This window comes from Pseudomonas sp. Irchel s3b6 (assembly GCF_900187415.1).
Lineage (GTDB): Bacteria > Pseudomonadota > Gammaproteobacteria > Pseudomonadales > Pseudomonadaceae > Aquipseudomonas.
In genome coordinates this window covers 366,985-393,168 of record NZ_FYDM01000004.1, presented here as the reverse complement: position 1 = coordinate 393,168, position 26,184 = coordinate 366,985, and the positions used below count along the sequence as shown (strand labels likewise).

The window sequence follows — 26,184 nt, the reverse complement described above, 5'->3', positions numbered from 1 at the left end:
TAAACACTACGACTGGCAAATGGCCCGCAGGTTTAACGACAAAGTCGGGGGGCGCGCAAAAAGGCCCAGCTTTCTCCCCGACGCACCCTCCTGGCAGCGGTCCATCGCCCGCCATTTTCGGCCCGCCTGCGGGTCGCAAACAACTACCTCGGTGCCAGAGCACTCTGCGCAAACGCCCGGTCTAGAGGCGCTCAGCAGAACAATCAATTCTGTTGATTATTACCATTGTCCTTATGAACTTTTGTATCGACTTATCGAGCGTAGCATTGGCTCCGTACCCACTTTACCGCCCACCCACGGAGCACTCGATCATGAAACGCCAATTACTGCTTAGCCTTACCCTTTCGATCCTGGCCGCTAATGCGTTTGCCCTGCCAGCGGCCGAACAAGCCACTCCGCAAGTCAAAGGCAACCACTCGGCGTTCAGCCAGACCGTAGCTGAAGGTGGATCTGACCGCTTGCTGGAACGCAACAAAATCGCCGCCGATGGCTACGACCGTACCCCACAAGGCCAGACCGTTGCCGAAGGTGGTCGTGATCGCCTGGAAGAAAAAGGCCTGGTTGAGGATGGCTACAACCGCACCCCACAAGGCCAGACCGTTGCCGAAGGTGGTGGTGACCGCGTTATCGAACGCAACAGCGCTGTGAGCTAAGCCCATGGTGGCCCTGGAAAAAAGCCCGATCCCAGGATCGGGCTTTGACATTGTGTAATGTTGCTCCCGCTACGCCCCGCCTGATTACACCCCACTCAAGATCGACGCCGGCAAAGCTGATTTGCTAGAGTGCGCCGCTGTCCTTGATTAGAAGTCAGCCGCCTGATGCTGCCCCGCGCCGAACAGAAACAACAGACCCGCAACGCCCTGATGGACGCTGCCCGCCACCTGATGCAGTGCGGCCGAGGATTCGGCAGCCTGAGCCTGCGCGAAGTAGCGAAAACCGCAGGTATTGTCCCGACCGGTTTCTACCGGCATTTTGCCGATATGGATCAACTGGGCCTGGAGCTGGTCAGCGAAGTCGGCCAGACGTTCCGGGAAACCATCCGCCTGGTGCGCCACAACGAGTTCGTCATGGGCGGGATCATCGACGCCTCGGTGCGGATCTTTCTCGACGTCGTGGCCGCCAACCGCTCGCAGTTTCTGTTCCTGGCCCGCGAGCAATACGGCGGCTCACTGCCCGTACGCCTGGCCATCGGCAAGCTGCGCGAGAACATCAGCTCAGACCTGGCGGCCGACCTGTCATTGATGCCCAAGCTGCAACACCTGGACTTTGCCGGTTTGTCGGTGATGGCGGACCTCATCGTCAAGAGCGTATTCGCCACCCTCCCGGACATCATCGACCCACCCGCCGAGGCGCTCCCCGCTCACCTGACGCCCCAGGCAAAGATCACCCAGCAGCTGCGCTTTATCTTTATTGGTCTCAAGCATTGGCAGGGGTTGGGCAGCACGGAGTAACCCTCTGTGCTTGTTCGTCCGCGCCGTGATTTGGTGCGCCACGGAAGTTTTTTGCACCAAATCACACCATACCCCTCTCCGGTTTCCCGCACCACCTTCTAGCATTCCCTAGGCAATAGCTGAAATCTCCTACAGCTCGCGCTATTGGCAAGCCCCTTGCTCTAGCCATTGCATAGTCCTTTGCTGGAAGCCTTCCAATGCTGGTGATTCATCGCCGAATCGACCCTCAACCCGCCTGGGTCGCAGAGCTGCACTTGAACTTCGAGGCGCGCAGTAAAAGCCGTCTGCGCTGCTTCAGTGCCGAGGGTGAAGACGTCGGGTTGTTTCTAGAGCGCGGACAACCGCCGCTGCACGACGGGGAATGCCTGGAAGCCGAAGACGGCCGTATCGTGCGCGTCTGCGCCCGCCCCGAACAGCTGCTGCATGTCACCTGCGCCAACCCCTTCGAACTGACCCGCGCCGCCTACCACCTGGGTAATCGCCATGTGGCCCTGCAAGTCGGTGACGGCTGGCTGCGCCTGCTCGACGACTACGTACTCAAGGCCATGCTCGAACAACTGGGCGCCAGAGCAGACCCCATCGAAGCGCCGTTCCAGCCGGAACACGGTGCCTATGGCGGCGGCCATCATCACTCGCGACACGGTGACGAGGCGTTCAACTATGCGCCCAGGCTCCATCAGTTTGGCGTGCGCCTGTGAACCCGGCCTGGGCGCTGTTGCGACTGGCCAGCCCACAGCTGCCGATCGGTGGCTACAGCTATTCACAGGGCCTGGAAATGGCCGTGGAGAACGGCCGCGTGAGCGACCCGCTATCGGCCAAACGCTGGATCAGCGACCAGTTGCTGCTCAACCTCGCGCGCTTCGAAGCGCCGCTGTTGCTCGCCCATTGCCTCGCTGCTGCCGGGCAGGACTGGGCGCAGTTGTCGCAACGGTGCGAGGAGCATCGCACCAGCCGGGAAACCCGCGAGCTACATCAGGAAAGCCGGCAGATGGGTTATTCCCTGCAGCAACTGCTCAACGGTTTGCCGGAACTGGATGAGGCCGCGCGCCACTTCCTCGAACAACACCCCGAACCGCACCTGGCCCTGGGCTGGGCACTGGCCGCCCGCGCCTGGCAGATCAGCCCGCACGATGCCCTGGCCGCCTGGCTCTGGAGCTGGCTGGAGAATCAATTGGCAGTGCTGATGAAAACCCTGCCGCTGGGCCAGCAAGCGGCGCAACGGCTGACCAGCGAACTGCTACCGCTGCTGCAACAGGCTCAGCAGAGCGCTTCAAGCATTGAACCCAAACACTATGGCAGCGCCGCCTTCGGCCTGTCCCTGGCGTGCATGGCCCATGAGCGCCAGTACAGCCGTCTGTTCCGATCCTAGGAGAAACACATGAACGCACAACCTCTGCGCGTCGGCATTGGCGGCCCGGTCGGTTCCGGTAAAACCGCGCTGACCCTGGCCCTGTGCCTGGCGCTGCGCGAGCGCTACAACCTGGCGGTGGTCACCAACGACATCTATACCCGCGAAGACGCCGATTTCCTGGTGCGCAATCAAGCCCTGGCGCCCGAGCGGATCATCGGCGTGGAAACCGGCGGCTGCCCGCACACGGCGATTCGCGAAGACGCCTCGATCAACCTCGAGGCGGTGGATCAGTTGAACCGACGTTTTCCCGACCTGGACCTGATTCTGGTGGAGTCTGGCGGTGACAACCTGTCGGCCACCTTCAGCCCGGAACTGTCGGACCTGACCCTCTACGTCATTGATGTTTCCGCGGGCGACAAGCTGCCGCGCAAAGGCGGGCCGGGCATCTGCAAATCAGACCTGCTGGTGATCAACAAGATCGACCTGGCGCCGCTGGTAGGTGCCTCGCTGTCGATGATGGACAGCGACACCCGGCGCATGCGCAACGGCAAGCCGTTTGTCTTCAGCAATCAGAAGACCGGCCAGGGTCTTGAGGAAATCATTGCCTTCATCGAGCGCCAGGGGCTGCTGAGCGCGGCCTGAAGTTATCCACACGTCTTTTCAACAAGGAAGCTCAGTCATGACACTCCATCGCCTTTTTGCCACCGCAGCCCTGCTGCTCACACCGACCCTGGCCTTCGCCCACCCCGGTCATGGCGACAACGGCTTGCTGGCCGGCATCAGCCATCCGATCGGTGGCCTGGACCATTTGCTGGCAATGCTTGCCGTGGGGTTGTGGGCCGCGCAACAGCGAGGCGCCGCGCGCTGGGCACTGCCGGGTACCTTCGTCGGCACCCTGCTGATGGGCGGGCTGCTGGGTTTTGAAGGCCTGAGCCTGCCGGCACTGGAAAGCGGGATTGCCGCCTCGGTGCTGGCCCTGGGCCTGGCCGTGGCCTTGGCAGTGCGCCCGCCACTGAGCCTGGCAGTCGGCGCGACCGCCTTGTTTGCCCTGTTCCACGGCGTGGCCCATGGCCTGGAGCTGCCGGCCATGTCCAGCCCCTGGACCTACGCCATCGGCTTCGTCATTGCGACTGCCGCCTTGCATATCGCAGGTTACGCGGTGGTGCGGGTGTTGCCGCAAGCCGCCGCGCCGCTGGTTCGCATGGCCGGAGCGGCATCGGCGGCGACCGGGGCCTGGTTGCTCGCAGGCTAAGTCGCAAGCTGCAAGCTGACCGGCTCTTGCTTGCCGCTTGAAGCTTGCAGCTTGCCCCCCGCCCCTCTGCTACCATGTCGCGCAAACACTCCTGCCGTGACGACGCCAGCCAATGCCCCATGCTCCCCGCTCTGCCTCCCAGCCCGAACTGACCGCTCTGTTTGCCACCGTGCAACAGCATTTCCGGGACGTGATCGTGCCGCTCTGGCAAGGCCCCGGCTGGAACAGCGACATGGCGCTGCCCTATGAGGCCCTGGATGCCGAGCACCGGCCATTACCGCCGCAGCGCTACCGGGCCATGGCCTGTGCACGGCAGCTGTACCTGTTCGCCAGCCTGATCGGTGAGGTGCCGGCGGCCGAAGCGCGCGCAGCGGCCTTGTTCCGCTCGTTGCAACGGCACTTCCACGATGCCGAGCATGGCGGTTGGTTCTACAGCATTGACCCCCACGGCGCGCCGCTGGATCAACGCAAGGACCTCTACACCCACGCCTTCATCCTCTTTGCCTGCGCCCACTACTGGAGCAAGGTCCGCGAGCCCTTGGTGGAGTCGGTGCTCAATGCCGCCCTGGAAGTACTCGCTCAACGCTTTGCCACAGACGACGGCCTGTACGAAGCCAGCCTCGACCGTGACTGGTCTTCGCTCGGCTCCGGCCCCTTGCAGAACCCGCTGATGCACTTGGCCGAAGCGTTTCTGGCGACCCTGTCGGTACGCGATGATGCCCCGGTCCAGGCGGCACTCACGGCTCTGTGCGAGGCCATGCAGCAGCAGTTCATCGACCCGCAGCACGGGGTGATGATGGAGAAGCCGCTCAAGGCTGTGGATAACTGGTTTGAGCCGGGGCACCAGTTCGAATGGTTCTTCCTGCTCGACTCATCGCCAGTCCTGCATGGCTCCACCCTGCATGCCTCCCTGAACCGCGCCTTCGCCGTCACCGAACAGTGGGGGGTCGATCCGCAGACAGGCGCCGTGGGCGCCATGCTTGACCTTGAACAGGGTGGCAGGCCTCGCGATGCCACACAGCGTATCTGGGCACAAGCGGAATACCTGCGCGCCCTGACCCTGCGCCCAGGCAGCGAAGCCTCGCTGCTGCGCCAACTGAACGCCTTGGCCGACCGCTTCCTGCATGCCGGAGGCTGGTACGAATGCCTGGATACCAGCGGCACGGTCAGTCGCCGGGACATGCCCTCGACCACGCCTTACCACCTGGCCACCTGCTACAGCGGGCTAGCCGAGTATTTTGGCTGAGCCTTGGGTGATGAGGAGGGCAAGCCTCCTCGCCACACTTACGCCTTGCTGCTGCGGTCGATCGCGAACCCGCCCCAGGTCTGGCTGACCGGCATCAGCTCCAGGCGGTTGATGTTGATGTGCGCCGGGGCGTTGAGCACCCAGAAGATGGTCTCGGCAATGTCCTGCGGTTGAATCGGCTCGGCGCCCGCATACGTTGCGTCATAACGCGCCTGGTCACCGGCAAAACGCACCAGCGAGAACTCGCTCTCGCACAGGCCCGGCTCGATGTTGCTCACACGCACGCCGGTACCCTGCAGGTCGCAACGCAGGTTCAACGAGAACTGTTGGACGAACGCCTTGCTCGCGCCATACACGTGGCTGCCCGGGTACGGGTAGTTGCCGGCGATGGAGCCGAGGTTGATGATCCCGGCGCCGCGGCCATGGGCGATCAGCCGTGGCAACAGCAGGCGAGTGCTGTACATCAGCCCCTTGATGTTGGTATCGACCATGGTGTCCCAGTCATCCAGGTCACACTTGGGCGCCGGGTCCACACCCAGGGCCAGGCCGGCGTTGTTGATCAGTCCGCGCAAGGTGGCAAACGACGGCGGCAGGTTGGCAATTGCCGCCTCCATCGCCTTGCGGTCACGCACGTCGAGCACCAGGCCATGGACCTCGGTCTGCTTCGACAGCTCGGCACACAGGGCATTCAAGCGCTCTTCACGGCGCCCCGTCAGCACCAGCTTCCAGCCAGCCTCGGCAAAACGGCGGGCGCAGGCTTCACCAAAACCGGAGGTCGCGCCGGTAATAAACAGGGTGTTGGACATCGTGCTCTCCTGACTTGGGCTGATACACAGCCATTGGAATGGGAAATCAGCCGGCAGCATGCCCGGCCACGTTCCTAGCAGCAACCTCGGGTTTACTGTACAAAAAACAGCCAACTCTTGCAGGGCCACGCCCGCCGCGGCTCACAGCCTGTTGCACGCACCTTATCCACAGCCCCTTCCACAGTCTTTGGGGGCAAGTACAAAACCCTGAACACCGCTATCCACAAGGCTTTGCGGGCAGATTGAAAAGTTTTTTGCTTGACCCGGCGGGCCTCACGTGTAGCCCTCCCCGCTTAACGCGACCGATCAGTCAGACAGGCGATGGCGCCAAGCCAGCAATTGCGCTGCTTTGCGCAGTCTTTCCAGAGTTTAACCACAGACTTATCCACAGGCTGTTCGAAGGCTTTCGGGGTGCAACTGCCTGCCAATAAAAAGGTTGACAAGACAGGCTCGGGGTCGCGTAAAAGCACCTGATCAAAAAACAACCAACAACCTGCAAGCCACGTAGATAAAGGCCTGCAACGAGTTGCACCCACGTTACCCACAGCCAGCTCCACAGCAAACGGGGACAAGTCAAAACTGTGGGAAAACAGCTGTTTGCAGCGGCTTTATGTCGCGCTTTGACAGGTTACGAAGATTGTTTTCCACATTTTCATGATTGAGGCCATGTATAGCGCCTACGCTGGAGCGGAAACGCAAAAAGCCCCGACGATTGCTCGTCGGGGCTTGTGCATGACCACGTTGACTCAGTGCCCGCCGAGATAGGCGTTGCGCACGTCCTCGTTCACCAACAACTCCTTGCCGGTGCCGCTGAGGCGGATCTCGCCATTGACCATCACATAGGCCCGGTCCGACAAGCGCAACGCATGGTTGGCGTTCTGCTCTACCAGGAAGATGGTCATGCCGGTCTTGGCCAGTTCGCGCAGGGTGGCGAAGATCTGCTTCACCACGATCGGCGCCAGCCCCAGGCTCGGTTCATCGAGCAACAGCAGCTTGGGTCGGCTCATCAAGGCACGGGCGATGGCCAGCATCTGCTGCTCACCACCGGACATGGTCATCGCCCGCTGGTTGCGGCGCTCCTTGAGCCGTGGAAACAGCTCGAACATGCGCTGCATATCCTCATCGACGTACTTGTCACCGATCGGGATGGTGCCCATCTGCAGGTTCTCCTCGACCGTCATGTCGGGAAACACCCGCCGCCCTTCCGGCGACTGCGCGATGCCGTTGGAGGCGATGTAATGGGACGACTTGTGGGTGATGTCTACGCCCTGATAGATGATCTGCCCGTCAGCCGCCCGGGGCTGGCCGAAGATCGACATCAGCAGCGTCGACTTGCCGGCACCGTTGGAGCCGATCAGGCTCACGGTTTCTCCTTCGTTAATGTGCAACGAGACTTTCTTCAGGGCCTGGATCGGCCCGTAGAACACGTCCAGCGCCTTGAGTTCGAGGATCGCACCCTTGGTCATACGAGCTCCTCTTCGTCAGCACCCAGGTAGGCGGCGATCACTTTCGGGTCGTTGCGGATTGCCTCGGGCCCACCCTCGGCGATCACGTTGCCGTGGTCCAGCACCACGATGTGGTCGGAAATACTCATTACCATGCCCATGTCGTGTTCGATCAGCACCACGGTCAGATCGTGCTCGTCGCGTAGCAGACGGATCATCGCGCTCAGCGCTTCGGTTTCCTGCGGGTTGAGGCCGGCGGCCGGTTCGTCGAGGCAGATGATCTGCGGCCGCGTGCACATGGCCCGGGCGATTTCCAGACGGCGTTGCTGGCCGTAGGACAGTTCACCGGCCAGGCGGTTGGCACAGTCCACCAGGTCGACCACCTCCAGCCAGTAGAACGCGCAGTCCAGTGCGTCGCTTTCGGCCTTGCGATAGCCCTTGGTGTTGAGGATGCCGGCCAGCATGTTGCGGTTGACCCACATGTGCTGGGCCACCAGCAGGTTCTCCAGCACCGACATTTCCCGGAACAGGCGAATATTCTGGAAAGTCCGTGCCAATCCGGCGCGGTTGATCAGGTGCGTACCACCGAACATCTTGTAGTAGAGCCGACTGGCGAAGCTTTTCGGCGAAACGAAATCGGTCGCCTTGAACGACTCCCCAAGCATTTTGATGACGTTGGTTTTCTCGCCACGGGTATTGAGTTCGATCTTGCCACCGGAGGCTTTGTAGAACCCGGTCAGGCAGTTGAACACCGTGGTCTTGCCCGCGCCGTTGGGGCCGATCAGGGCGAAGATCGAGTTGCGTTCGACCTTCAGGCTGACGTCACTCAGGGCCTTGATGCCGCCGAAGTGCATCATCAGTTTCTCTACCGAGAGTACGACTTCACTCATGACGTTTTCCTCTCATAGGCAATGGCACCTTTACGCGGCGTCACGCCGGTACGGCTGATGCGAATCAGGCCGCGTGGTCGCCAGATCATCATCAACACCATCAGGATGCCGAACAGCAGTACGCGATATTCGGCGAAGCCGCGCAGCAGTTCCGGGGCGACAGTCAGCACGAACGCCGCGATCACCACGCCAATGGTCGAGCCCATGCCGCCGAGCACCACGATGGCGAGGATCAGTGCCGATTCGAAGAAGGTGAACGAGGTCGGGTTGACGAAGCCTTGATAGGTGGCAAAGAACACCCCGGCCAGACCGGCAGTCGAGGCACCGATGGTGAACGCGGAGAGTTTCACCAGTACGTGGTTCAGGCCCATCGAACGGCAGGCGATTTCATCTTCGCGCAAGGCTTCCCAGGCACGACCGACCGGCATGCGAGTCAGGCGGTCCTTGATGTACAACACCGCCAGCACGACGAGGAACAGCACGGCGTAGATGAAGTAGTACTTCACGTCAGGGTTGTAGGCGATACCGAAGAACTCATGGAACGGCACACCGCCCTCCTTCGCCCTTTTGCCGAACTCAAGACCGAAGAACGTCGGCAAAGGCGCCGCCATACCGTTCGGGCCGCCCGTCAGCGACAGCCAGTTGTTGAGGATCAGGCGAATGATTTCACCAAAGCCCAGTGTCACGATGGCCAGGTAGTCGCCATGCAGACGCAGCACCGGGAAACCGAGGATGCAACCGGCCAGCCCGGCAGTGATGGCCGCCAGCGGCAACACCGTCCAGAACCCCAGCCCGAGGTATTGATAACCCAGCGCCAGGCCGTAGGCGCCGATGGCGTAGAACGCTACGTAACCCAGGTCCAGCAGCCCTGCCAGACCGACCACGATGTTCAGGCCCAGGCCGAGCAACACGTAGATCAACCCAAGGATCACCACCCCCAGCAGGTACGAGTTGGAGAAGAACGGGAAGACCACGGCGATCACGATCAGCAGCGGGATGATCCAGCGCAGCTGCGATTTGTAGTCCGGCGCCAGCACATGCACGCCAGAGCCGGTGCTCTCGAAGCCTTCGAGAATCTGCAGGCCCTTGGTGGTTTGCAGAAACAGGCTCAGAGCGAAGCGACCGGCCATTACCACGGCAACGATCCAGGCAACACGCGTGGGTTCCAGAATAAAGCTGTAACCATCCAGCACGACCCCGACAATCGGGCCGAACACAATCAGGGCAATGAGGCCGGCAAGAATCGCGTCGACCAGGCTTTGTTTGATATCGATCGATTTATTATGGGTTGAAGACATTGCTTACACCTTCGACACAAGAGGACGGCCGAGCAGGCCTTGAGGCCGAAAGACCAGAACAAGAACGAGCAACGAAAAGCTGAAAACGTCTTTGTAGTCCGAGTTGACCAGGCCGGAGAACAGCGACTCGGAGATCCCCAGAATGATCCCCCCGAGCATCGCGCCTGGCAGCGAGCCGATACCACCCAGAACCGCAGCGGTGAAGGCCTTGATACCGATGACGAAGCCTGCGTAGAAGTCGAAGGTGCCGTAGTTCATGGTGATCAGCACACCGGCCAGCGCGGCCATGGCGGCACCGATGATGAACACGTAGGAAATCACCCGGTCGGTGTTGATGCCCAGGATCGAGGCCATCTTGCGGTCTTGCTGGGTGGCACGGCACATGCGGCCGAGCTTGGTGTACTTGATGACGTAGGTCAGCAGCGCCATGCCGGCGAATGCCGCGACCAGAATGAAGATCTTGGTGTAGGTGAGCTGGACGAAGCCAGTGCCGATATCAACCCGCCATGCACCGGTGAGCAGCGTCGGGACCCCTTGCTGGCGGGCGCCCTGGCTGATCTGTGCATAGTTTTGCAGGATCAGGGAAATACCGATGGCGCTGATCAGCGGTGCCAGGCGAGTCGAGTTGCGCAGCGGTTTGTAAGCAATACGCTCGATGACCCAGCCATACACCCCGGTGACGATAATGGTGAAGACCAGTGTACCGAGCATCAACAGCGGGAAGGATTCAATACCGAAGTAAGCCAGCAGTGCCAGACTGATTGCCGCGAGGTAAGCGGAAATCATGTAAACCTCGCCGTGGGCGAAGTTGATCATGCCAATGATGCCATAGACCATTGTGTAGCCGATGGCGATCAGGCCATAGACCGACCCGAGGGTCAGGCCATTGACCAGTTGCTGCAGGAAAATACCATCCATAACGCAATCTCACGCATTTGAGAGACTGCACAAGCACCCGCTGCCACGGCCTGGGGTTCAGCCAACCGAAATACAGAGGCGTGTGCAGCTCTCCGAGAAAAGACAGGTACTGCACGGACACGTTGCAGCCGGCCGCTCCATCGGGGCGACCGGCTCAAACGCTCAGGTCACTTCTGTTTTTCGAGCTGGTGGTATTTGCCGTCCTTGTCCCACTGGTAAACCACATAGTCGGAGATTTTCAGGTCGCCCTTGCCATCCCAGGTCTTCTCGCCCATCACGGTTTTGACCGGGTTGGCTTTCAGCCATTTGGCAGCGTCTTCGCCCTTGTTGGACTTGGCACCGTTAAAACCGGCGGCCAGTGTCTGGACCGAAGCGTAGGCGTACAGGGTGTAGCCCTCAGGCTCGGTGCCGGCCTTGCGGAACGCATCCACCACGGCCTTGCTCTCTGGCAGCATGCGCGGGTCGGCGCCGAAGGTCATCAGCACGCCATCAACGTATTGCGCGCCGCCGGCAGTGGTGACCAGCTCGTCGGTGACAATGCCGTCATCGGACATGAACTTGACGTCCTTGAGGCCTTGTTCACGAATCTGGCGAACCAGCGGGCCGGCTTCCGGATGCAGGCCACCGAAATACACCACATCGGCACCCGCGCCACGGATCTTGGTGACCACAGCGCTGAAGTCTTTCTCGCCGCGGGTCAGGCCTTCATATAGGACAGGTTCCACACCGCGCTTGACCAGTTGAGCCTTGGTGGCGTCCGCCAGGCCCTGACCGTAGGTATCCTTGTCATGCAATACGACGACTTTCTTGCCCTTGAGCACATCGACGATGTAGTCGCCGGCAACGATGCCCTGCTGGTCGTCACGACCGCACATACGGAACATGGCGCTCAGACCGCGCTCGGTCACCTTGGGGTTGGTGGAGCCCGGAGTAATCGTAATGATCCCGGCCTCGTCGTAGATCTCGGACGCTGGAATGGTCGAAGACGAGCAGAAGTGACCGACGACACCGGCGACTTTCTGATTGGTGAGGTCCTTGGCGACCGTCACTGCCTGTTTTGGCTCGCAGGCGTCATCGCCTTTGACCAGAACGATTTTCTCCCCGTTGACACCGCCCGCTGCGTTCACCGCATCGGCCGCTGCCTGTGCACCCTTCATGTACTGCTCGCCAAATGCCGCGTTGGCGCCCGTCATTGGACCCGCTACGCCGATCTTGATGTCAGCCTGAGCAAACGCAGAAACACCCAATGCAGCTGCCACTGCGAGGGCCAGAAAACCTTTCTTGTAAAACGTCTGGGACATGAGGTGGTGCTCCAAGGTTTTTTTATAGTTGGCACTGCGACTTCACTGAATGCTCAGAGCAAGGGGCGTGCCATCGGTTTTTTATTCTTAGAAAAGTCGCTGCTTGATTGTTATTTAGACTGACTCGGACCCTTTTTCATTGGGCGTGCAACCGTCTAAACCGCAGAAGGTGAAACCAATATTTTTTAAAGGCGCAACCTCTACGTGCCAGTATTGCAACCATCAGCAGAAACGACGTGCAACCAGCCTGTAACAGCCCGCGTCACCGAACTGCACACTGCTGGTGCGCCACTGCTACAACGCGCACCACTACAGGCTAGTCGCTGCGCCGAAAAGCGCCGCGTCCGGGAGCAAATTCACCGGGTCAAATGACAATCCGCAGGCACTGCCCCGCGTGATAGAGGGAGAAACCCGCTTCGTACAAACAACTGCGCAAGCCCACCCCGGCCAATGGCTGCATGGGGGCGAAAGGAATCGGCAAGGCTTGAGGATTTCCGTTACACAGGTAATCGGCGAAGGCTTTGCCGACCACGGTGCCTGTGGTGACGCCACGACCGTTGTAACCGGTGACAGCTACCAAACCGGGTGCAGGCTCGAACAGTCGCATCAAATGATCGGGCGTGAACGCGATGCAGCCGGTCCAGGTGCACTCCCAATCCACCGGTTCAAGGTACGGGAAATAGTGCTGCTGAACCCGGTCGGCCCAGGCCTTGAGAAACCACGCCGGTTTCTGGCTGCCGTTGCCCAGACTGCCGAGCAACAGCCGGCCGTCTTGGTCACGACGAATGCTGCTGAGCACCTGACGGGTATCCCAGGACCCCTGCCCTCCGGGCAGAATCTGCTGTGCCGCCTCCTCGGTCAGCGGCGCGGAAGCCACCTGGTAGTAATAACCCGGGAAGAAGTTACGGCGCAGCTCGGTCCAGTCGCCTTCGGTGTAGGCGTTGGAGGCAATCACCACTTGCTCGGCCATGACCGAACCCTGGGCGGTTTGCACCGACCAGCGCTGGCCCTGGCGCTCCAGCCGGGTGACTGCCGAGTGGTCAAACAACTGGCCGCCCAGGTCCGCCGCGGCCTTGGCCAGACCACTGGTGTAGGCCATCGGGTTGAGAGTGCCGGCACGGCGATCGAGCAACGCGGCCGCGATCTTTTTAGTTCCGGTGGCCTGTTCGCAGGCAGCGCCAGTGAGCAGCTCGACGGGGGCGCCGCGGCGTTTCCATTGCTCCTCGCGACTGCGCAGATCAGCTTCGCCACGGGCGTTATGCGCCATGTGCAGGGTGCCTTCACGGCGTAGCTGGCAATCGATGTTGTACTTGTCGATCAGGCTGAACACCAAGGCAGGTGCCGCACCGAGCATCCGGTTGAGCTGGCTGCCCACCGCCTCGCCGAACCCGGCCTCGATCTCGTCCGGGGGGATCCACATGCCCGCGTTCACCAAGCCGACATTGCGCCCGGAACCACCCTGGCCGCAGCGTTGGGCCTCCAGTACGCAGACGCTTTTGCCCTGCTCCAGCAAATGCACCGCCGCCGACAAACCGGTGAAGCCGGCGCCGATGACGCAGACATCCGCCGTCACTTCGCCCTTGAGCGCCGCACGGTCAGGCCGTTGCGGCGTCAGTTTTTCCCATAAGCACTCTTCGCGTAACGGCATTGCCAGACTCCAACAGAAACCTAACCAACACACAGTTCACCTGTAGGAGCGAGCTTGCTCGCGATGGACGTTAACGATAACGCGTGCTTGCTGATTAAACGCGCTGCCTTTGAGTTCATCGCGAGCACGCTCGCTCCTACAAGGGGGTCACGGTTCGACTCGAGAACTAGTCGAACGTGATGCCCTGTGCCAACGGCAGCTCCAGCGAGTAGTTGACCGTATTGGTCTGCCGGCGCATGTAGCCACGCCAGGCATCGGAGCCCGATTCGCGACCGCCGCCGGTTTCTTTTTCGCCGCCAAACGCGCCGCCGATTTCTGCCCCGCTCGGGCCAATGTTGACGTTGGCAATGCCGCAGTCACTGCCCACCGCCGACATGAATTGTTCGGCTTCACGCACGTCAGTGGTGAAGATGCACGACGACAAGCCTTGCGGTACCGCGTTGTTCAGGCGCAGTGCTTCGGCAAAGTCGGAGTAGCCGACCACATACAGAATCGGAGCGAAGGTCTCGCTGCACACCACGTCGCTCTGCTCCGGCATTTCCACGATGGCCGGCGATACGTAGTACGCATTCGGGAACTGGCCTTCGAGCTGACGCTTGCCGCCAAACACCCGGCCGCCTTCACTCAAGGCCTGTTCCAGCGCGTCCTGCATACTCTCGAAACTCTGTTTGTCGATCAGCGGCCCCACCAGGTTGCCTTCCAGCGGGTGGCCGATACGCACCTTGGAGTAAGCCGCCTTGAGGCGGGTGACAATCTCTTCCTTGACCGACTCGTGGGCGATCAAGCGACGCAGGGTAGTGCAGCGCTGGCCGGCGGTACCGACCGCACTGAACAGGATGGCTCGCACCGCCATGTCCAGGTCAGCGCTTGGGCCGAGGATCATCGCGTTGTTGCCCCCCAGTTCCAGAATGCTGCGGGCGAATCGCGCAGCAATTTTCGGCGCCACTTCACGTCCCATGCGGGTGCTGCCGGTGGCGCTGATCAGGGCCACACGCGGGTCGTCCACCAACGCTTCGCCGGCATCACGGCCACCGATAATCACCTGGCTCAGGTACGGCGGGGCATCACTGAAGTTTTTCACTACGCGCTCGAACAGTGCCTGGCAGGCCAGCGCGGTGAGCGGGGTCTTCTCCGACGGCTTCCAGATCACCGAGTTGCCGCAGACCAGCGCCAGGGTGGTATTCCAGGCCCAGACCGCGACCGGGAAGTTGAAGGCGCTGATCACCCCCACCACACCCAGTGGATGCCAGGACTCGCGCATGTGGTGGCCCGGACGTTCGGAGGCGATGGTCAAGCCGTACAACTGGCGCGACAGGCCGACGGCGAAATCACAGATATCGATCATTTCCTGTACTTCACCCAGGCCTTCCTGAGTGATCTTACCGGCTTCCCAGGACACCAGTTCGCCCAGGTCGGCCTTGTATTCACGCAGTACTTCGCCGAACTGGCGCACCAGTTCACCGCGACGCGGTGCCGGGACCTTGCGCCACAGGTCGAACGCATGCTCGGCGCGACTGACCTGCTGCTCGACTTCGGCGGCACCTTCCCAGTTCACCGAGGCAATCTGGCTGCCGTCGATCGGTGAATGCACGGGCTGTTTGCCGTTCTGGTACAGGGCCGGGTTCACCCCCAAACGATCAAGCAATGCGGCAACCATGGGTTACTCCTTCAAGGTGAAAAGCAGAAAATTCACAGCCCGCTGACAAGGGGCTACAGGCCTTTAGTTGTAGCCGGCCCGAGACTTGCCAACAAACGACGATTAGGCGAGATATCATTCCGTTTATTCATGCAAAGCGTTGCAACAAGAACAAGGGACCTCCCATGCTGAATAAACGCCACCTGCCCTCGATCACCGCCCTGCAGTGCTTCGAGGCGGTCACCCGTCACCTGAGCTTCACCCGCGCCGCTGAAGAGCTGAACCTGACGCAGAGCGCCGTCAGCAAACAGGTCGCCCAACTGGAAGAGCTGCTGCAGCACCTGCTGTTCCGCCGGGTGCGCCGACGCCTGCAAATGACCCCCGCTGGGGATTTGTATCTGGTTGAAGTCCGAAAAATCCTCACGCAGGTCGAGATGTCGACGCATTACCTGCGCTCCTACGGCGGCGAGACGGAAGTCCTGCGGGTATCCACGCCTTCTACCTTCGGCGCGCGCTGGCTGGTGCCACGCCTCAAGGGCTGGCGCCTGCGTCATCCGCAGATTCACCTGGACCTGTGCAATGAGCAGGAGGCTGACGACCTGCTGCAAGGGCGCAGCGACCTGGCGTTCTACTTCGGCCAAGGCTCACGGCCCGGCACCGAGAGCCTGAAACTGTTCGGCGAAGAACTGGTGCCGGTGTGCGCACCCGGCAGCTTGCCGGATCAGCCGTTCACCGACCCGACCCAGCTCACCGACCTGGTGCTGCTGCAAAATGCCTCGCGGCCACAAGCCTGGCACGACTGGTTCGACAGCCAGGGTTACCAGACTGAGCACAGCTACCACGGCCCGCGCTTCGAAACCTTCTACATGTGCATCCGTGCGGCGCAAGTCGGCTGCGGTGTCGCCCTGTTGCCCCGGTTCCTGGTGGAGGAGGAACTGGCTGACGGCAAACTGGTCATTCCCTGGCAGCATGCAATGCCCAGCAGCGATGCCTATTACCTGGCTTACCCCGAACACTCGGCGGAAGTGCCCAAGGTGCGTGATTTCGTGAAGTGGATGCTGGAGCAGATCGATAGCCCGGAGTTGCTGCGCAACTAATGCATTGCGCAAGACCTGTGGCAAGGAAGCCATCGTCTAAAAAATCGCTGGCACTACCCACCGCGGATATGCGCCACTAGTCCCTTTCATTGATACCGCTGCAACGTCGCCGCCACAGGCTGCGGCCCGCCTGGAGATACCCGTTATGAGCGAGAGTGTGTTTGCCGATCGCATCGTGCAGAACCTGCTCGACACCGACTTCTACAAGCTGACCATGATGCAGGCGGTGCTGCACAACTACCCCAACGTGGAAGTCGAATGGGAATTTCGCTGCCGCAACAGCGAGGACCTGCGCCCCTATCTGGCGGAGATCCGTTTTCAGTTCGAACGCCTCGCCGAGTTGAGCCTGAGCGCCGACCAGCTGGGTTTCCTGGAGCGTATCAGCTTCCTCAAGCCGGACTTCCTACGCTTTCTCGGGCTCTTTCGCTTCAACCTGCGCTACATCCACACCGGCATCGAGAACGGCGAACTGTTTATCCGCCTGCGCGGGCCGTGGCTGCATGTGATTCTGTTCGAGGTGCCACTGCTGGCGATTGTCAGTGAGGTACGCAACCGCTATCGCTACCGTGAAATTGTCATGGAGCAGGTGCGCGAACAGCTGTATCGCAAATTCGACTGGTTAAGCGCCAATGCCAGCGCCGATGAACTCGCGCATCTGCAGGTCGCCGACTTCGGCACCCGTCGACGCTTCTCCTACCGCGTGCAGGAAGAAGTGGTGAACGTGCTCAAGCACGATTTCCCCGGGCGCTTCGTCGGCACCAGCAATGTGCATCTGTCCCGCGAGCTCGACATGAAGCCACTGGGCACCATGGCCCACGAATGGATCATGGCCCACCAGCAACTGGGCCCGCGCCTGATCGACAGCCAGATCGCCGCGCTGGATTGCTGGGTGCGCGAGTACCGTGGGTTACTGGGTATCGCCCTGACCGACTGCATCACCACCGATGCCTTCCTCAACGATTTCGACCTGTATTTCGCCAAGCTGTTCGACGGCTTACGCCACGATTCCGGCGACCCGATCATCTGGGCCGAAAAAGCCATCGCCCACTACCATAAGCTCGGTATCGAGCCGATGAGCAAGACACTGGTATTCTCCGACAGCCTGACACTGCCCAAGTCGCTGGAGATATTCCGGGCGCTGCGCGGTCGGATCAATGTCAGCTTCGGCATTGGCACCAACCTGACGTGCGACATTCCGGGTGTCGACCCGATGAGCATCGTGCTTAAAATGGCAGCCTGCAATGACCAGCCCGTCGCCAAGATCTCCGACGAACCTGGGAAGACACACTGCAAAGACCCGAATTTCGTCGCCTATTTGCGACATGTGTTTCAAGTACCTGCCGCCCTATCTGGCATTTCAAGCAAGGAGTGAATTCATGCAAGCCGTACAGCGTGAGATTGCTGAACAGCTCAAGGTCCAACCGCCATTCGCCGACCAGGCCGCCCTGGAAGCTGAAATCGCGCGGCGGATCCGCTTCATACAGGACTGCCTGCTCAATTCCGGGCTCAAGACTCTGGTGCTCGGTATCAGCGGCGGCGTCGATTCGCTGACCGCGGGCCTGCTGGCGCAGCGTGCCATGCGTGAGCTGCGTGATCGCACCGGTGATGCGAGCTACAAATTCATCGCCGTGCGCCTGCCGTACGAGACCCAGTTCGATGAGCACGAAGCCCAGGCCTCGCTGGACTGCATCGCCCCGGATGAGCGCCACACGGTCAACATCGGCCCGGCGGTCAAGTCCCTGGCCAATGAAGTCGCGGCCTTCGAAGGCAAGCAGGCGGTGTCCGTGGATTTCGTGCTGGGCAATACCAAGGCGCGGATGCGCATGGTTGCCCAGTACACCATTGCCGGTGCCGCCCATGGCCTGGTGATTGGCACCGACCACGCCGCCGAAGCGGTGATGGGGTTCTTCACCAAGTTCGGGGATGGCGCCTGCGATCTGGCCCCCTTGAGCGGCCTGGTGAAAAACCAGGTCCGGGCGATTGCCCGCAGCTTCGGCGCACCGGAGTCGCTGGTGGAAAAAATCCCGACCGCCGATCTCGAAGACCTGGCACCCGGCAAGCCGGATGAAGCGTCCCACGGTGTGACCTACGCCGAGATCGACGCCTTCCTGCATGGTGAGCCGGTACGCGAGGAAGCGTTCAAGATCATTTGTGACACGTACAGAAAGACCCACCACAAGCGTGTGATGCCGTTCGCGCCTTGATCGGTGGGGTGCCTGAGCCGACGCCATCGCGAGCTTGCTCGCGATGAACGATCAGGAGGTCAAACGCCAGGCACAAAAAAAGCGTCCCGAGTGGACAATGCCAATCAGTTAAGCGAACGCCGACCTGTGTAGGAGCGAGCGTGCTCGCGATGGACGTTAACGATTACGCGTATTTTCTGAGTAATCGCGTAGCTCTTGAGTTCATCGCGAGCACGCTCGCTCCTACACATTCGACCTCATCTCCTTAACTGATCGGCATTATCCCGAGTGGACGCTTTTTTATGAGCCGGAATCGATTACTTCAGGGTGATCGTGCCTTTCATCATCGAGATGTGGCCCGGGAACGAGCAGAAGAAACCGTATTTTTCGGCAGCGTTGAGTTTCGACACATCGAAGGTCACGGAGTCCTTCTCGCCAGCACCAATGATTTTGGTGTGGGCGATGATGCGTGCATCACCTTCTTTCAGGTAGTTCTTGTCGATGCCGGCGCTCAGGCCATCAGTGGCGATCGGTTGCATGTCCGCATCTTTGCTCACCACAATGTTATGGCCCATGACGTTCTTCGGCAGGCTGCCGGAGTGGCCCAGGTTGATGGTGAATTCCTTGCAGCTCTTGTCGATGGTGATGTCCTTGGTGTTGAAGGACATCTGATCAGTAGAATCGACGTCGATCGAGCACTTTTCAGCCGCCATCAATTGGCTGCTGGCCAGCGTCAACAGGGATACCGCAACAAGTTTGGCAAACATGGTGAATCTCCAAGGCAGGGTTATCAAAATCCGTATGGCGTAAAGACTGCCTGAATTTACTGAAAGTTCATATGTCTTGAGTCAACAATTGTATACATGTTTCAGGCTATGACACTCATCGAAACAATCTACCAGCCAGACAGCGCGCCCAGGCCTAAGATCGCCTCATTGTTCCTCCTGCGGAGTACCTGCCATGTCCATCGATAGCCTGTTGTACAGCCTGCTGGCCGCCTACGCCTGTGGTGCCAGCGGCACCTGTGAAGCTCCTCGTCGCGAGGATTAGCCCTTGGAGCGACACGCCCCAGCCATTACTCTGCGCTCGTCACTGACCATGGAGTAAGGCATGTCTTTAGCGTCTGTTTGTGTGTTCTGTGGTGCCAGCACCGGCACCAACCCCGCCTATCGGGAGGCGGCCATCGCGCTCGGCCAGGAGCTTGCCCGACGCAAGCTGACTCTGGTGTACGGTGGCGGCGCGGTCGGCCTGATGGGCATCGTCGCCGATGCTGCGCTGGCGGCGGGTGGCGAGGTGATCGGGATCATTCCCGAAAGCCTGAAGAGCAAGGAAATCGGGCACAAGGGCCTGACACGCCTGGAAGTGGTCGACGGCATGCACGCCCGCAAGGCGCGCATGGCCGAGCTGAGCGACGCCTTCATCGCTCTGCCTGGCGGCCTGGGGACGTTCGAGGAGCTGTTCGAAGTCTGGACCTGGGGCCAACTCGGCTATCACGGCAAACCGCTGGGTTTGTTGGAAGTGAACGGTTTCTACAGCAAACTGACCGCTTTTCTTGATCATGTCGTCGGCGAAGGCTTCGTTCGCGAGCAGCACCGTGACATGCTGCAAACGAGCGAATCGCCGGCGAATCTGCTGGACGCGCTGGATGCCTGGCAACCGGTAGTCGCGCCAAAATGGGCCGGGCAAAAACCCGGCTAACCCATGGCCCCGGTTTAAAGGCAGAATACGCGCCGCTCAACCTCACCTTCGACCCCAGAGGATCGCCCATGGCCAAACCCAATTATTCCTTCGCCAAACGTCAGAGAGACTTGGCCAAGGAGCAGAAGAAAGAGGAAAAGCTTCAGCGCAAGAAAGCAACCGCTGAAGACGCTGCACTGAACCCTGAGGGTGAAGTGACGGCAACAGACGATGTTGATGCACCGAAAGACCAGGCGCCCGACGCCTGAGCCCCTCAGGGCCTGATGATCTGATCAGGCCCACCAGGATCTGCGTCCGGGGTCGGCAGTGACGTTGCCGACCCTCGCAGCCCTCTCCCACTGCCTACCCACCTGTAAAGCATTCGGCAATGGCCGATCACGGACCTGTGACAAGGCCGGTGACTCGCGCTGTCACACGACACACTCCTGACACCGGCTTCCGCACTTTATCAGGCCCGGCGCGCTCATCGATTTTGCGCCCGCTGCATCCGAACGCCGGCCGGTCAACGGGAGCAAGCCCCCTCGCCACGACAAAAGCACGATCAGAACGCAAAACGCCAACCCGAAGGTTGGCGTCTTGCTTGGAGCACGCGCGGCTTAGCGCGGCACGACCGGCTTACGGGCGGGTTTGGGGCCCTTGCCTTTGGCTGCGTCCTTGCGCTCCTTGGCGGCCTGCTGGTTGCGGGCAAATGCCGCGGCCTTGGCCTGTTCACGCTTGTCCCACGGATTGCCACCATCGCTGGCACGCGGCGGCAGGCCGGTGTGCTGGGTGAGGATCTTGGTGGTTTGCTCTTTCGCCACTTTATGGCTACCGGCTGGCGTCGAGTTCTTGCGACGGGCGCTCTGGTAGCTGTCGGTGGCCGGCTGGTGCAGCGGGATCAACTGGTTCTTGCCCGGCCCGATCAGGTCGGCGCGACCCATGCGGATCAGCGCCTCACGCAGCATCGGCCAGCCTTTCGGATCGTGGTAACGCAAGAACGCCTTGTGCAGACGACGCTGCTCTTCGCTCTTGACGATGGTCACGCCGTCGCTCTTGTAGGTGACCTTGCGCAACGGGTTCTTGCCCGAGTGGTACATCGCGGTGGCGGTGGCCATCGGCGACGGGTAGAACGCCTGCACCTGGTCCGCGCGGAAACCGTTGCCCTTGAGCCACAGGGCCAGGTTCATCATGTCTTCGTCGGTGGTGCCCGGGTGGGCGGCGATGAAGTACGGAATCAGGTACTGCTCCTTGCCCGCTTCCTTGGTGTACTTCTCGAACATGCGCTTGAACTTGTCATAGCTGCCGATGCCCGGTTTCATCATCTGGTTGAGCGGACCTTCCTCGGTGTGTTCCGGGGCGATCTTCAGGTAACCACCGACGTGGTGGGTCACCAGCTCCTTGACGTACTCCGGCGACTCGACCGCCAGGTCATAGCGCAGGCCTGAAGCAATCAGGATCTTCTTCACACCCGGCAAGGCACGGGCGCTGCGGTACAGCTGAATCAGCGACGAGTGGTCGGTGTTCAGGTTCGGGCAGATACCGGGGAACACGCAGGATGGCTTGCGGCACGCGGATTCGATTTCCGGGCTCTTGCAGGCAATGCGGTACATGTTCGCGGTCGGGCCACCCAGATCGGAAATCACCCCGGTAAAACCTGGCACCTTGTCGCGGATCTCTTCGATTTCGCGAATGATCGACTCTTCGGAACGGTTCTGGATGATCCGGCCTTCGTGTTCGGTAATCGAGCAGAACGTACAGCCACCGAAGCAGCCACGCATGATGTTCACCGAGAAGCGGATCATGTCGTAGGCCGGGATCTTCTCCTTGCCATACGCCGGGTGCGGAACACGGGCGTAAGGCATGCCGAATACGTAGTCCATCTCTTCGGTGGTCATCGGAATCGGCGGCGGGTTGAACCAGACGTCGACTTCGCCATGCTTCTGTACCAATGCGCGAGCGTTGCCCGGGTTGGTTTCCAGGTGCAGCACGCGGTTGGCGTGAGCATAAAGCACCGCGTCGCCACGGACTTTTTCCACCGAAGGCAGGCGAATCACGGTCTTGTCGCGGGTCATGCGCGGGCTGGCCAGGATCTGCACGACCTTGGCTTCCTGCGGATCCTCGACCGGTCCCTTCTCCTGCTCGATGGCGCAAGCCTGGGTGTCCTGAGTGTTGACGTACGGGTTGATGATCTTGTCGATCTTGCCCGGACGGTCGATACGGGTGGAGTCCACTTCGTACCAGCCTTGCGGCGTGTCGCGACGAATGAACGCGGTGCCGCGCACATCGGTGATGTCTTCGATCTTGTGCCCGTAGGACAAGCGCTGGGCAACTTCGACAATGGCCCGCTCGGCGTTGCCGTACAGCAGGATGTCGGCGCAGGCGTCAATCAGGATCGAGTTGCGTACCCGGTCCTGCCAGTAATCGTAGTGGGCAATGCGGCGCAGGGACGCTTCGATGCCGCCGAGGACGATCGGCACATGCTTGTAGGCTTCCTTGCAGCGCTGGCTGTACACCAGGCTCGCGCGATCCGGACGTTTGCCCGCCATGCCACCGGGGGTGTAGGCGTCATCGGAACGGATTTTCTTGTCGGCGGTGTAGCGGTTGATCATCGAGTCCATGTTGCCGGCCGCGACACCGAAGAACAGGTTCGGCTCGCCGAGCTTCATGAAGTCGTCTTTGGACTGCCAGTTCGGCTGGGCAATGATCCCGACGCGGAAGCCCTGGGACTCCAGCAGCCGGCCAATGATTGCCATGCCGAACGACGGGTGGTCGACGTACGCATCACCGGTGACGATGATGATGTCGCAGGAATCCCAGCCAAGCTGATCCATCTCCTCCCTGCTCATTGGCAGGAATGGCGCTGGACCGAAGCATTCGGCCCAGTACTTGGGATAGTCAAATAACGGCTTGGCTGTTTGCATGACGGTGACCGGTGTTGAGATGAAAAATCGCGGGCGCGGAATATAGCACAAATTTTGACCAATTCCGACGGCTATGGTCGGAAATTGCGGTGACTGCTTGCAGTAGGGTCCCGAGCAAAAGGAATGCCCTCGCCACAAGGCCCCTGCACAACTTATTCGTCGTCGTCGAAGTTATAGCTGCCCGGCGCCAGGTTTTCGAATCGGGTGTATTTGCCGATGAAGGCCAGGCGGATGAAGCCGATCGGGCCGTTCCGCTGCTTGCCGATAATGATCTCGGCAATGCCTTTGTGCTCGGTTTCCGGGTGATACACCTCGTCGCGGTACACGAACATGATCACGTCGGCGTCCTGCTCGATCGCACCGGATTCGCGCAAGTCGGAGTTCACCGGACGCTTGTTCGGACGCTGCTCCAGGGAGCGGTTGAGCTGGGACAGCGCCACCACCGGGCAGTTGAATTCCTTGGCCAGGGCCTTCAAGGAACGGGAGATCTCGGAAATCTCGTTGGTCCGGTTGTCGCCGCTGGAGCCCGGGATCTGCATCAGCTGCAGGTAGTCGATCATGATCAGGCCGATGTCGCCGTGCTCACGTACCAGACGCCGGGTCCGCGCCCGCATTTCCGAAGGGCTGATACCCGCGGTGTCGTCGATGAACAGCTTGCGGTCATTGAGCAGGTTGACCGCCGAGGTCAGGCGTGGCCAATCGTCATCTTCCAGGCGGCCGGCACGGACCTTGGTCTGGTCGATCCGACCCAGGGAAGACAGCATACGCATGATCAGCGATTCACCTGGCATCTCCAGGGAGTAGACCAGGACGGCTTTCTCGCTGCGCAATACGGCGTTTTCCACCAGGTTCATCGCGAAGGTGGTTTTACCCATCGACGGACGGCCGGCGACAATGATCAAGTCCGACGGCTGCAGGCCGCTGGTCTTCTCGTCGAGGTCGGTGTAGCCGGTGGACAGGCCGGTGATGGCGTTATCGGTGTTGAACAAGGTGTCGATACGGTCGATGGCCTTGGTCAGCAGCTCGTTCACACCCACCGGGCCGCCAGTCTTCGGTCGCGCCTCGGCGATCTGGAAGATCTGCCGTTCGGCTTCGTCGAGGATCTCGGCCGCGGTACGACCTTCCGGGTTGAACGCCGAGTCGGCGATTTCAGTGCTGATACCGATCAGTTGGCGCAGGGTCGCCCGCTCGCGAACGATCTGGGCATAGGCCTTGATGTTGGCGACCGACGGCGTGTTTTTCGCCAATTCGCCCAGATAGCCGAGGCCGCCGACTTGCGAGGTCTGACCTTCCTTGTCCAATTGCTCGGCCAGGGTCACAACGTCGATCGGCGAGTTCTGATCGGCCAGCTTGGCGATCGCACGGAAGATCAGGCGGTGGTCATGACGATAGAAATCACCGTCCGAGACCTGATCGAGCACGCGTTCCCAGGCGTTGTTGTCCAGCATCAGACCACCGAGCACAGCCTGTTCGGCCTCGATGGAATGGGGCGGCACTTTCAGCGCGGCGGTTTGCAGATCGTATTGCTCAGGAGCGGAGATATCGTTCATGGCCACTTGGAATTAGTTGTAGAAAATCAGGAACCGCAGAAAGACAAAGGGCACGACCTGTAAACAGGATCGTGCCCGATGTTACCGGCAAGTACCCAAGGGTACCAGCCGACAAGTGCTGCTTAAGCTGCTACCACGACAACGCGTACGGTGGCTTCAACTTCAGCGTGCAGGTGCACGGCTACGTCGAATTCACCTACGTTGCGGATGGTGCCGTTCGGCAGACGAACTTCGCTTTTTGCAACTTCAACGCCAGAGGCGGTCAGTGCATCAGCGATGTCGTGAGTACCGATCGAACCGAACAGCTTGCCTTCGTCACCGGCGGTGGCAGTGATGGTCACTTCCAGCTCAGCCAGTTGGGCAGCGCGGCTTTCAGCCGAAGCTTTCTTGTCTGCTGCAGCTTTTTCCAGCTCAGCGCGACGCTCTTCGAACGCAGCCAGGTTGGCAGCGGTCGCAGCGGTAGCTTTGCCGTAAGGCAGCAGGTAGTTACGGCCGTAACCAGCCTTAACGTTCACTTTGTCGCCCAGGTTGCCCAGGTTGGCGACTTTTTCCAGAAGGATCAGTTGCATGTGAAAATCCTCTTAACTTTTAACCTTCACCGTTCGCGTTATCGGCGTCTTTCGGCGTCGAACGACCGCGAAAATCAATCAGGCTGTCGACAATGGCCAGGACCACCAGCAACGGATAGATCAGTTGCATAAACAGCAACAGCGTTACGTACAACCCCACCAGCCAAAACTTGGCCAGTCGCTTTTCAGCCACCAGCCCATGAATCAGGGCCAGCCCGGCGAACACCAGCGGTACGCTGCACAACGGCGTCAACATGGCCATCTGGGTACCGAAGTTCGGCCCCACAAGCATGCACGCCAGCAGCAACATCGCCGGCCCCAGCGGGATCCGGATGGCGCGAAATTCGCGACCAAAACCACCGGGGTTGTACAACAACGCCTGCCAGTAGCGCCCGACAATCAGGCTCAGCAAACTGACGATTTGCAGCAAGGCCGCTATCAGGCCGGTCAGGACTGGGGCAATCAGGGCGGCAAGACGCGCTCGCTCCTCTTCCGACAATTGTTGGTAGAGGTCACCAAGGGCCATCGGCAGGATCTTTACAAGCTCCTGCGACAGCAACTCGATGTGAGGGCGGAAAACCGCACCCAGCACCACTGAAAACACCACTCCTATCGCTACGCTGGCCAGCAGCGTGCGGTTCCAGGACTCACTTGCGCGCAAAACCAACGCAAGGCCCGAAGACCCCAGCAGCACCATGAGTGCGCGTGGATCATCGGAATACAGCCACCAGATCAAGGCCGGCAGTATCCCCAGAGCAAGAACGCCCAGGGCGTCCTTCAATCCGCGCCGCAGCAGCACAAGGCTCCCGGCGGCAGCACCCAACCAATACAACAACGGCAATGCCGCGCATCCAGCCACTACCAGAGTGGCCTGCATACGGCCGCGCATGATGAACTCTGCTATGGCGCGCATGCATTCAATCCTTTGCTACGTGTCGACTGCCC

Annotated in this window: 25 protein-coding genes; 12 read left to right on the top strand and 13 right to left on the bottom strand. The window is 60.6% G+C overall.

What is annotated here, in order from left to right; genetic code table 11:
* Positions 1–311: 311 nt before the first annotated feature.
* From CKW07_RS10175 to CKW07_RS10145, 7 genes are all read left to right on the top strand, one after another.
* Positions 312–653, top strand: coding sequence for a hypothetical protein (locus CKW07_RS10175; protein ID WP_095144772.1), 342 nt, complete (start codon positions 312–314; stop codon positions 651–653).
* Between the two features lie 165 nt (positions 654–818).
* Positions 819–1,451, top strand: a complete 633-nt coding sequence (locus CKW07_RS10170; protein WP_095078180.1) for a TetR family transcriptional regulator — start codon at positions 819–821, stop codon at positions 1,449–1,451.
* A 197-nt stretch (positions 1,452–1,648) separates the two neighbouring features.
* A complete protein-coding gene (gene ureE / locus CKW07_RS10165) occupies positions 1,649–2,149 on the top strand; it encodes an urease accessory protein UreE (protein WP_095144771.1) in 501 nt (166 codons plus the stop codon).
* Entirely contained in the window at positions 2,146–2,820 is a 675-nt protein-coding gene (locus CKW07_RS10160) for an urease accessory protein UreF (RefSeq protein ID WP_095144770.1), read from the top strand. Before ureE ends, CKW07_RS10160 begins: the two co-directional genes overlap by 4 nt.
* Before the next feature lie 9 nt (positions 2,821–2,829).
* A complete protein-coding gene (gene ureG, locus CKW07_RS10155; protein ID WP_095144769.1) occupies positions 2,830–3,444 on the top strand; it encodes an urease accessory protein UreG in 615 nt (204 codons plus the stop codon).
* Positions 3,445–3,481: 37 nt separating this feature from the next.
* On the top strand, positions 3,482–4,054 hold the full coding sequence (locus CKW07_RS10150; protein ID WP_095144768.1) for a HupE/UreJ family protein: 573 nt from the start codon (positions 3,482–3,484) through the stop codon (positions 4,052–4,054).
* 112 nt (positions 4,055–4,166) lie between these two features.
* Positions 4,167–5,300: an AGE family epimerase/isomerase gene (locus CKW07_RS10145; protein ID WP_095144767.1), complete on the top strand. Its 1,134-nt coding sequence runs from the start codon at positions 4,167–4,169 to the stop codon at positions 5,298–5,300.
* Between the two features lie 38 nt (positions 5,301–5,338).
* Here CKW07_RS10145 and CKW07_RS10140 read toward each other — a convergent pair whose 3' ends face one another.
* The 8 genes from CKW07_RS10140 to CKW07_RS10100 all read right to left on the bottom strand — a co-directional run bounded on the left by CKW07_RS10140 (position 5,339) and on the right by CKW07_RS10100 (position 15,263).
* Positions 5,339–6,106, bottom strand: a complete 768-nt coding sequence (locus tag CKW07_RS10140; protein WP_095144766.1) for an SDR family oxidoreductase — start codon at positions 6,104–6,106, stop codon at positions 5,339–5,341.
* 746 nt (positions 6,107–6,852) lie between these two features.
* Positions 6,853–7,572, bottom strand: a complete 720-nt coding sequence (locus CKW07_RS10130; RefSeq protein ID WP_095144764.1) for an ABC transporter ATP-binding protein — start codon at positions 7,570–7,572, stop codon at positions 6,853–6,855.
* Positions 7,569–8,441, bottom strand: a complete 873-nt coding sequence (locus tag CKW07_RS10125) for an ABC transporter ATP-binding protein (RefSeq protein ID WP_095144763.1) — start codon at positions 8,439–8,441, stop codon at positions 7,569–7,571. The genes CKW07_RS10130 and CKW07_RS10125 overlap by 4 nt, the downstream gene beginning before the upstream one ends.
* Positions 8,438–9,739 (bottom strand): high-affinity branched-chain amino acid ABC transporter permease LivM, encoded by a 1,302-nt coding sequence (gene livM / locus CKW07_RS10120; RefSeq protein WP_095144762.1) that lies wholly within the window; start codon positions 9,737–9,739, stop codon positions 8,438–8,440. Before livM ends, CKW07_RS10125 begins: the two co-directional genes overlap by 4 nt.
* A gap of 3 nt (positions 9,740–9,742) precedes the next feature.
* Complete coding sequence (locus CKW07_RS10115; protein ID WP_095144761.1) at positions 9,743–10,657, bottom strand: branched-chain amino acid ABC transporter permease LivH; 915 nt, start codon at positions 10,655–10,657, stop codon at positions 9,743–9,745.
* 167 nt (positions 10,658–10,824) lie between these two features.
* Entirely contained in the window at positions 10,825–11,958 is a 1,134-nt protein-coding gene (locus CKW07_RS10110) for a branched-chain amino acid ABC transporter substrate-binding protein (RefSeq protein ID WP_095144760.1), read from the bottom strand.
* A gap of 364 nt (positions 11,959–12,322) precedes the next feature.
* Positions 12,323–13,606, bottom strand: a complete 1,284-nt coding sequence (locus CKW07_RS10105; protein WP_095144759.1) for an FAD-binding oxidoreductase — start codon at positions 13,604–13,606, stop codon at positions 12,323–12,325.
* A 166-nt stretch (positions 13,607–13,772) separates the two neighbouring features.
* Positions 13,773–15,263 (bottom strand): aldehyde dehydrogenase family protein, encoded by a 1,491-nt coding sequence (locus CKW07_RS10100; protein WP_095144758.1) that lies wholly within the window; start codon positions 15,261–15,263, stop codon positions 13,773–13,775.
* 164 nt (positions 15,264–15,427) lie between these two features.
* On the opposite strand from CKW07_RS10100, the gene CKW07_RS10095 reads away from it, so the two are divergent.
* The 3 genes from CKW07_RS10095 to nadE all read left to right on the top strand — a co-directional run bounded on the left by CKW07_RS10095 (position 15,428) and on the right by nadE (position 18,543).
* Positions 15,428–16,339: a LysR family transcriptional regulator gene (locus CKW07_RS10095; RefSeq protein WP_095144757.1), complete on the top strand. Its 912-nt coding sequence runs from the start codon at positions 15,428–15,430 to the stop codon at positions 16,337–16,339.
* Positions 16,340–16,484: 145 nt separating this feature from the next.
* Positions 16,485–17,711 (top strand): nicotinate phosphoribosyltransferase, encoded by a 1,227-nt coding sequence (gene pncB, locus CKW07_RS10090; RefSeq protein ID WP_095144756.1) that lies wholly within the window; start codon positions 16,485–16,487, stop codon positions 17,709–17,711.
* Positions 17,712–17,715: 4 nt separating this feature from the next.
* Complete coding sequence (nadE, locus tag CKW07_RS10085) at positions 17,716–18,543, top strand: ammonia-dependent NAD(+) synthetase (protein WP_095144755.1); 828 nt, start codon at positions 17,716–17,718, stop codon at positions 18,541–18,543.
* 296 nt (positions 18,544–18,839) lie between these two features.
* On the opposite strand, the gene azu is transcribed toward nadE, so the two are convergent.
* Entirely contained in the window at positions 18,840–19,289 is a 450-nt protein-coding gene (gene azu, locus CKW07_RS10080) for an azurin (protein ID WP_095078162.1), read from the bottom strand.
* A gap of 343 nt (positions 19,290–19,632) precedes the next feature.
* On the opposite strand from azu, the gene CKW07_RS10075 reads away from it, so the two are divergent.
* Together CKW07_RS10075 and CKW07_RS10070 are read left to right on the top strand one after the other, a co-directional pair.
* Positions 19,633–20,220 (top strand): TIGR00730 family Rossman fold protein, encoded by a 588-nt coding sequence (locus CKW07_RS10075; RefSeq protein ID WP_095144754.1) that lies wholly within the window; start codon positions 19,633–19,635, stop codon positions 20,218–20,220.
* 68 nt (positions 20,221–20,288) lie between these two features.
* Positions 20,289–20,468, top strand: a complete 180-nt coding sequence (locus CKW07_RS10070; RefSeq protein ID WP_095144753.1) for a hypothetical protein — start codon at positions 20,289–20,291, stop codon at positions 20,466–20,468.
* A 348-nt stretch (positions 20,469–20,816) separates the two neighbouring features.
* Here CKW07_RS10070 and CKW07_RS10065 read toward each other — a convergent pair whose 3' ends face one another.
* The 4 genes from CKW07_RS10065 to CKW07_RS10050 form a co-directional block, all read right to left on the bottom strand.
* Positions 20,817–23,120 (bottom strand): YgiQ family radical SAM protein, encoded by a 2,304-nt coding sequence (locus CKW07_RS10065; RefSeq protein ID WP_095144752.1) that lies wholly within the window; start codon positions 23,118–23,120, stop codon positions 20,817–20,819.
* A gap of 152 nt (positions 23,121–23,272) precedes the next feature.
* Positions 23,273–24,670, bottom strand: coding sequence for a replicative DNA helicase (gene dnaB, locus CKW07_RS10060; RefSeq protein WP_095144751.1), 1,398 nt, complete (start codon positions 24,668–24,670; stop codon positions 23,273–23,275).
* 122 nt (positions 24,671–24,792) lie between these two features.
* Positions 24,793–25,239 (bottom strand): 50S ribosomal protein L9, encoded by a 447-nt coding sequence (gene rplI, locus CKW07_RS10055; protein WP_027617542.1) that lies wholly within the window; start codon positions 25,237–25,239, stop codon positions 24,793–24,795.
* Positions 25,240–25,258: 19 nt separating this feature from the next.
* Positions 25,259–26,152: a hypothetical protein gene (locus CKW07_RS10050; RefSeq protein ID WP_095144750.1), complete on the bottom strand. Its 894-nt coding sequence runs from the start codon at positions 26,150–26,152 to the stop codon at positions 25,259–25,261.
* Between the last annotated feature and the right edge of the window lie 32 nt (positions 26,153–26,184).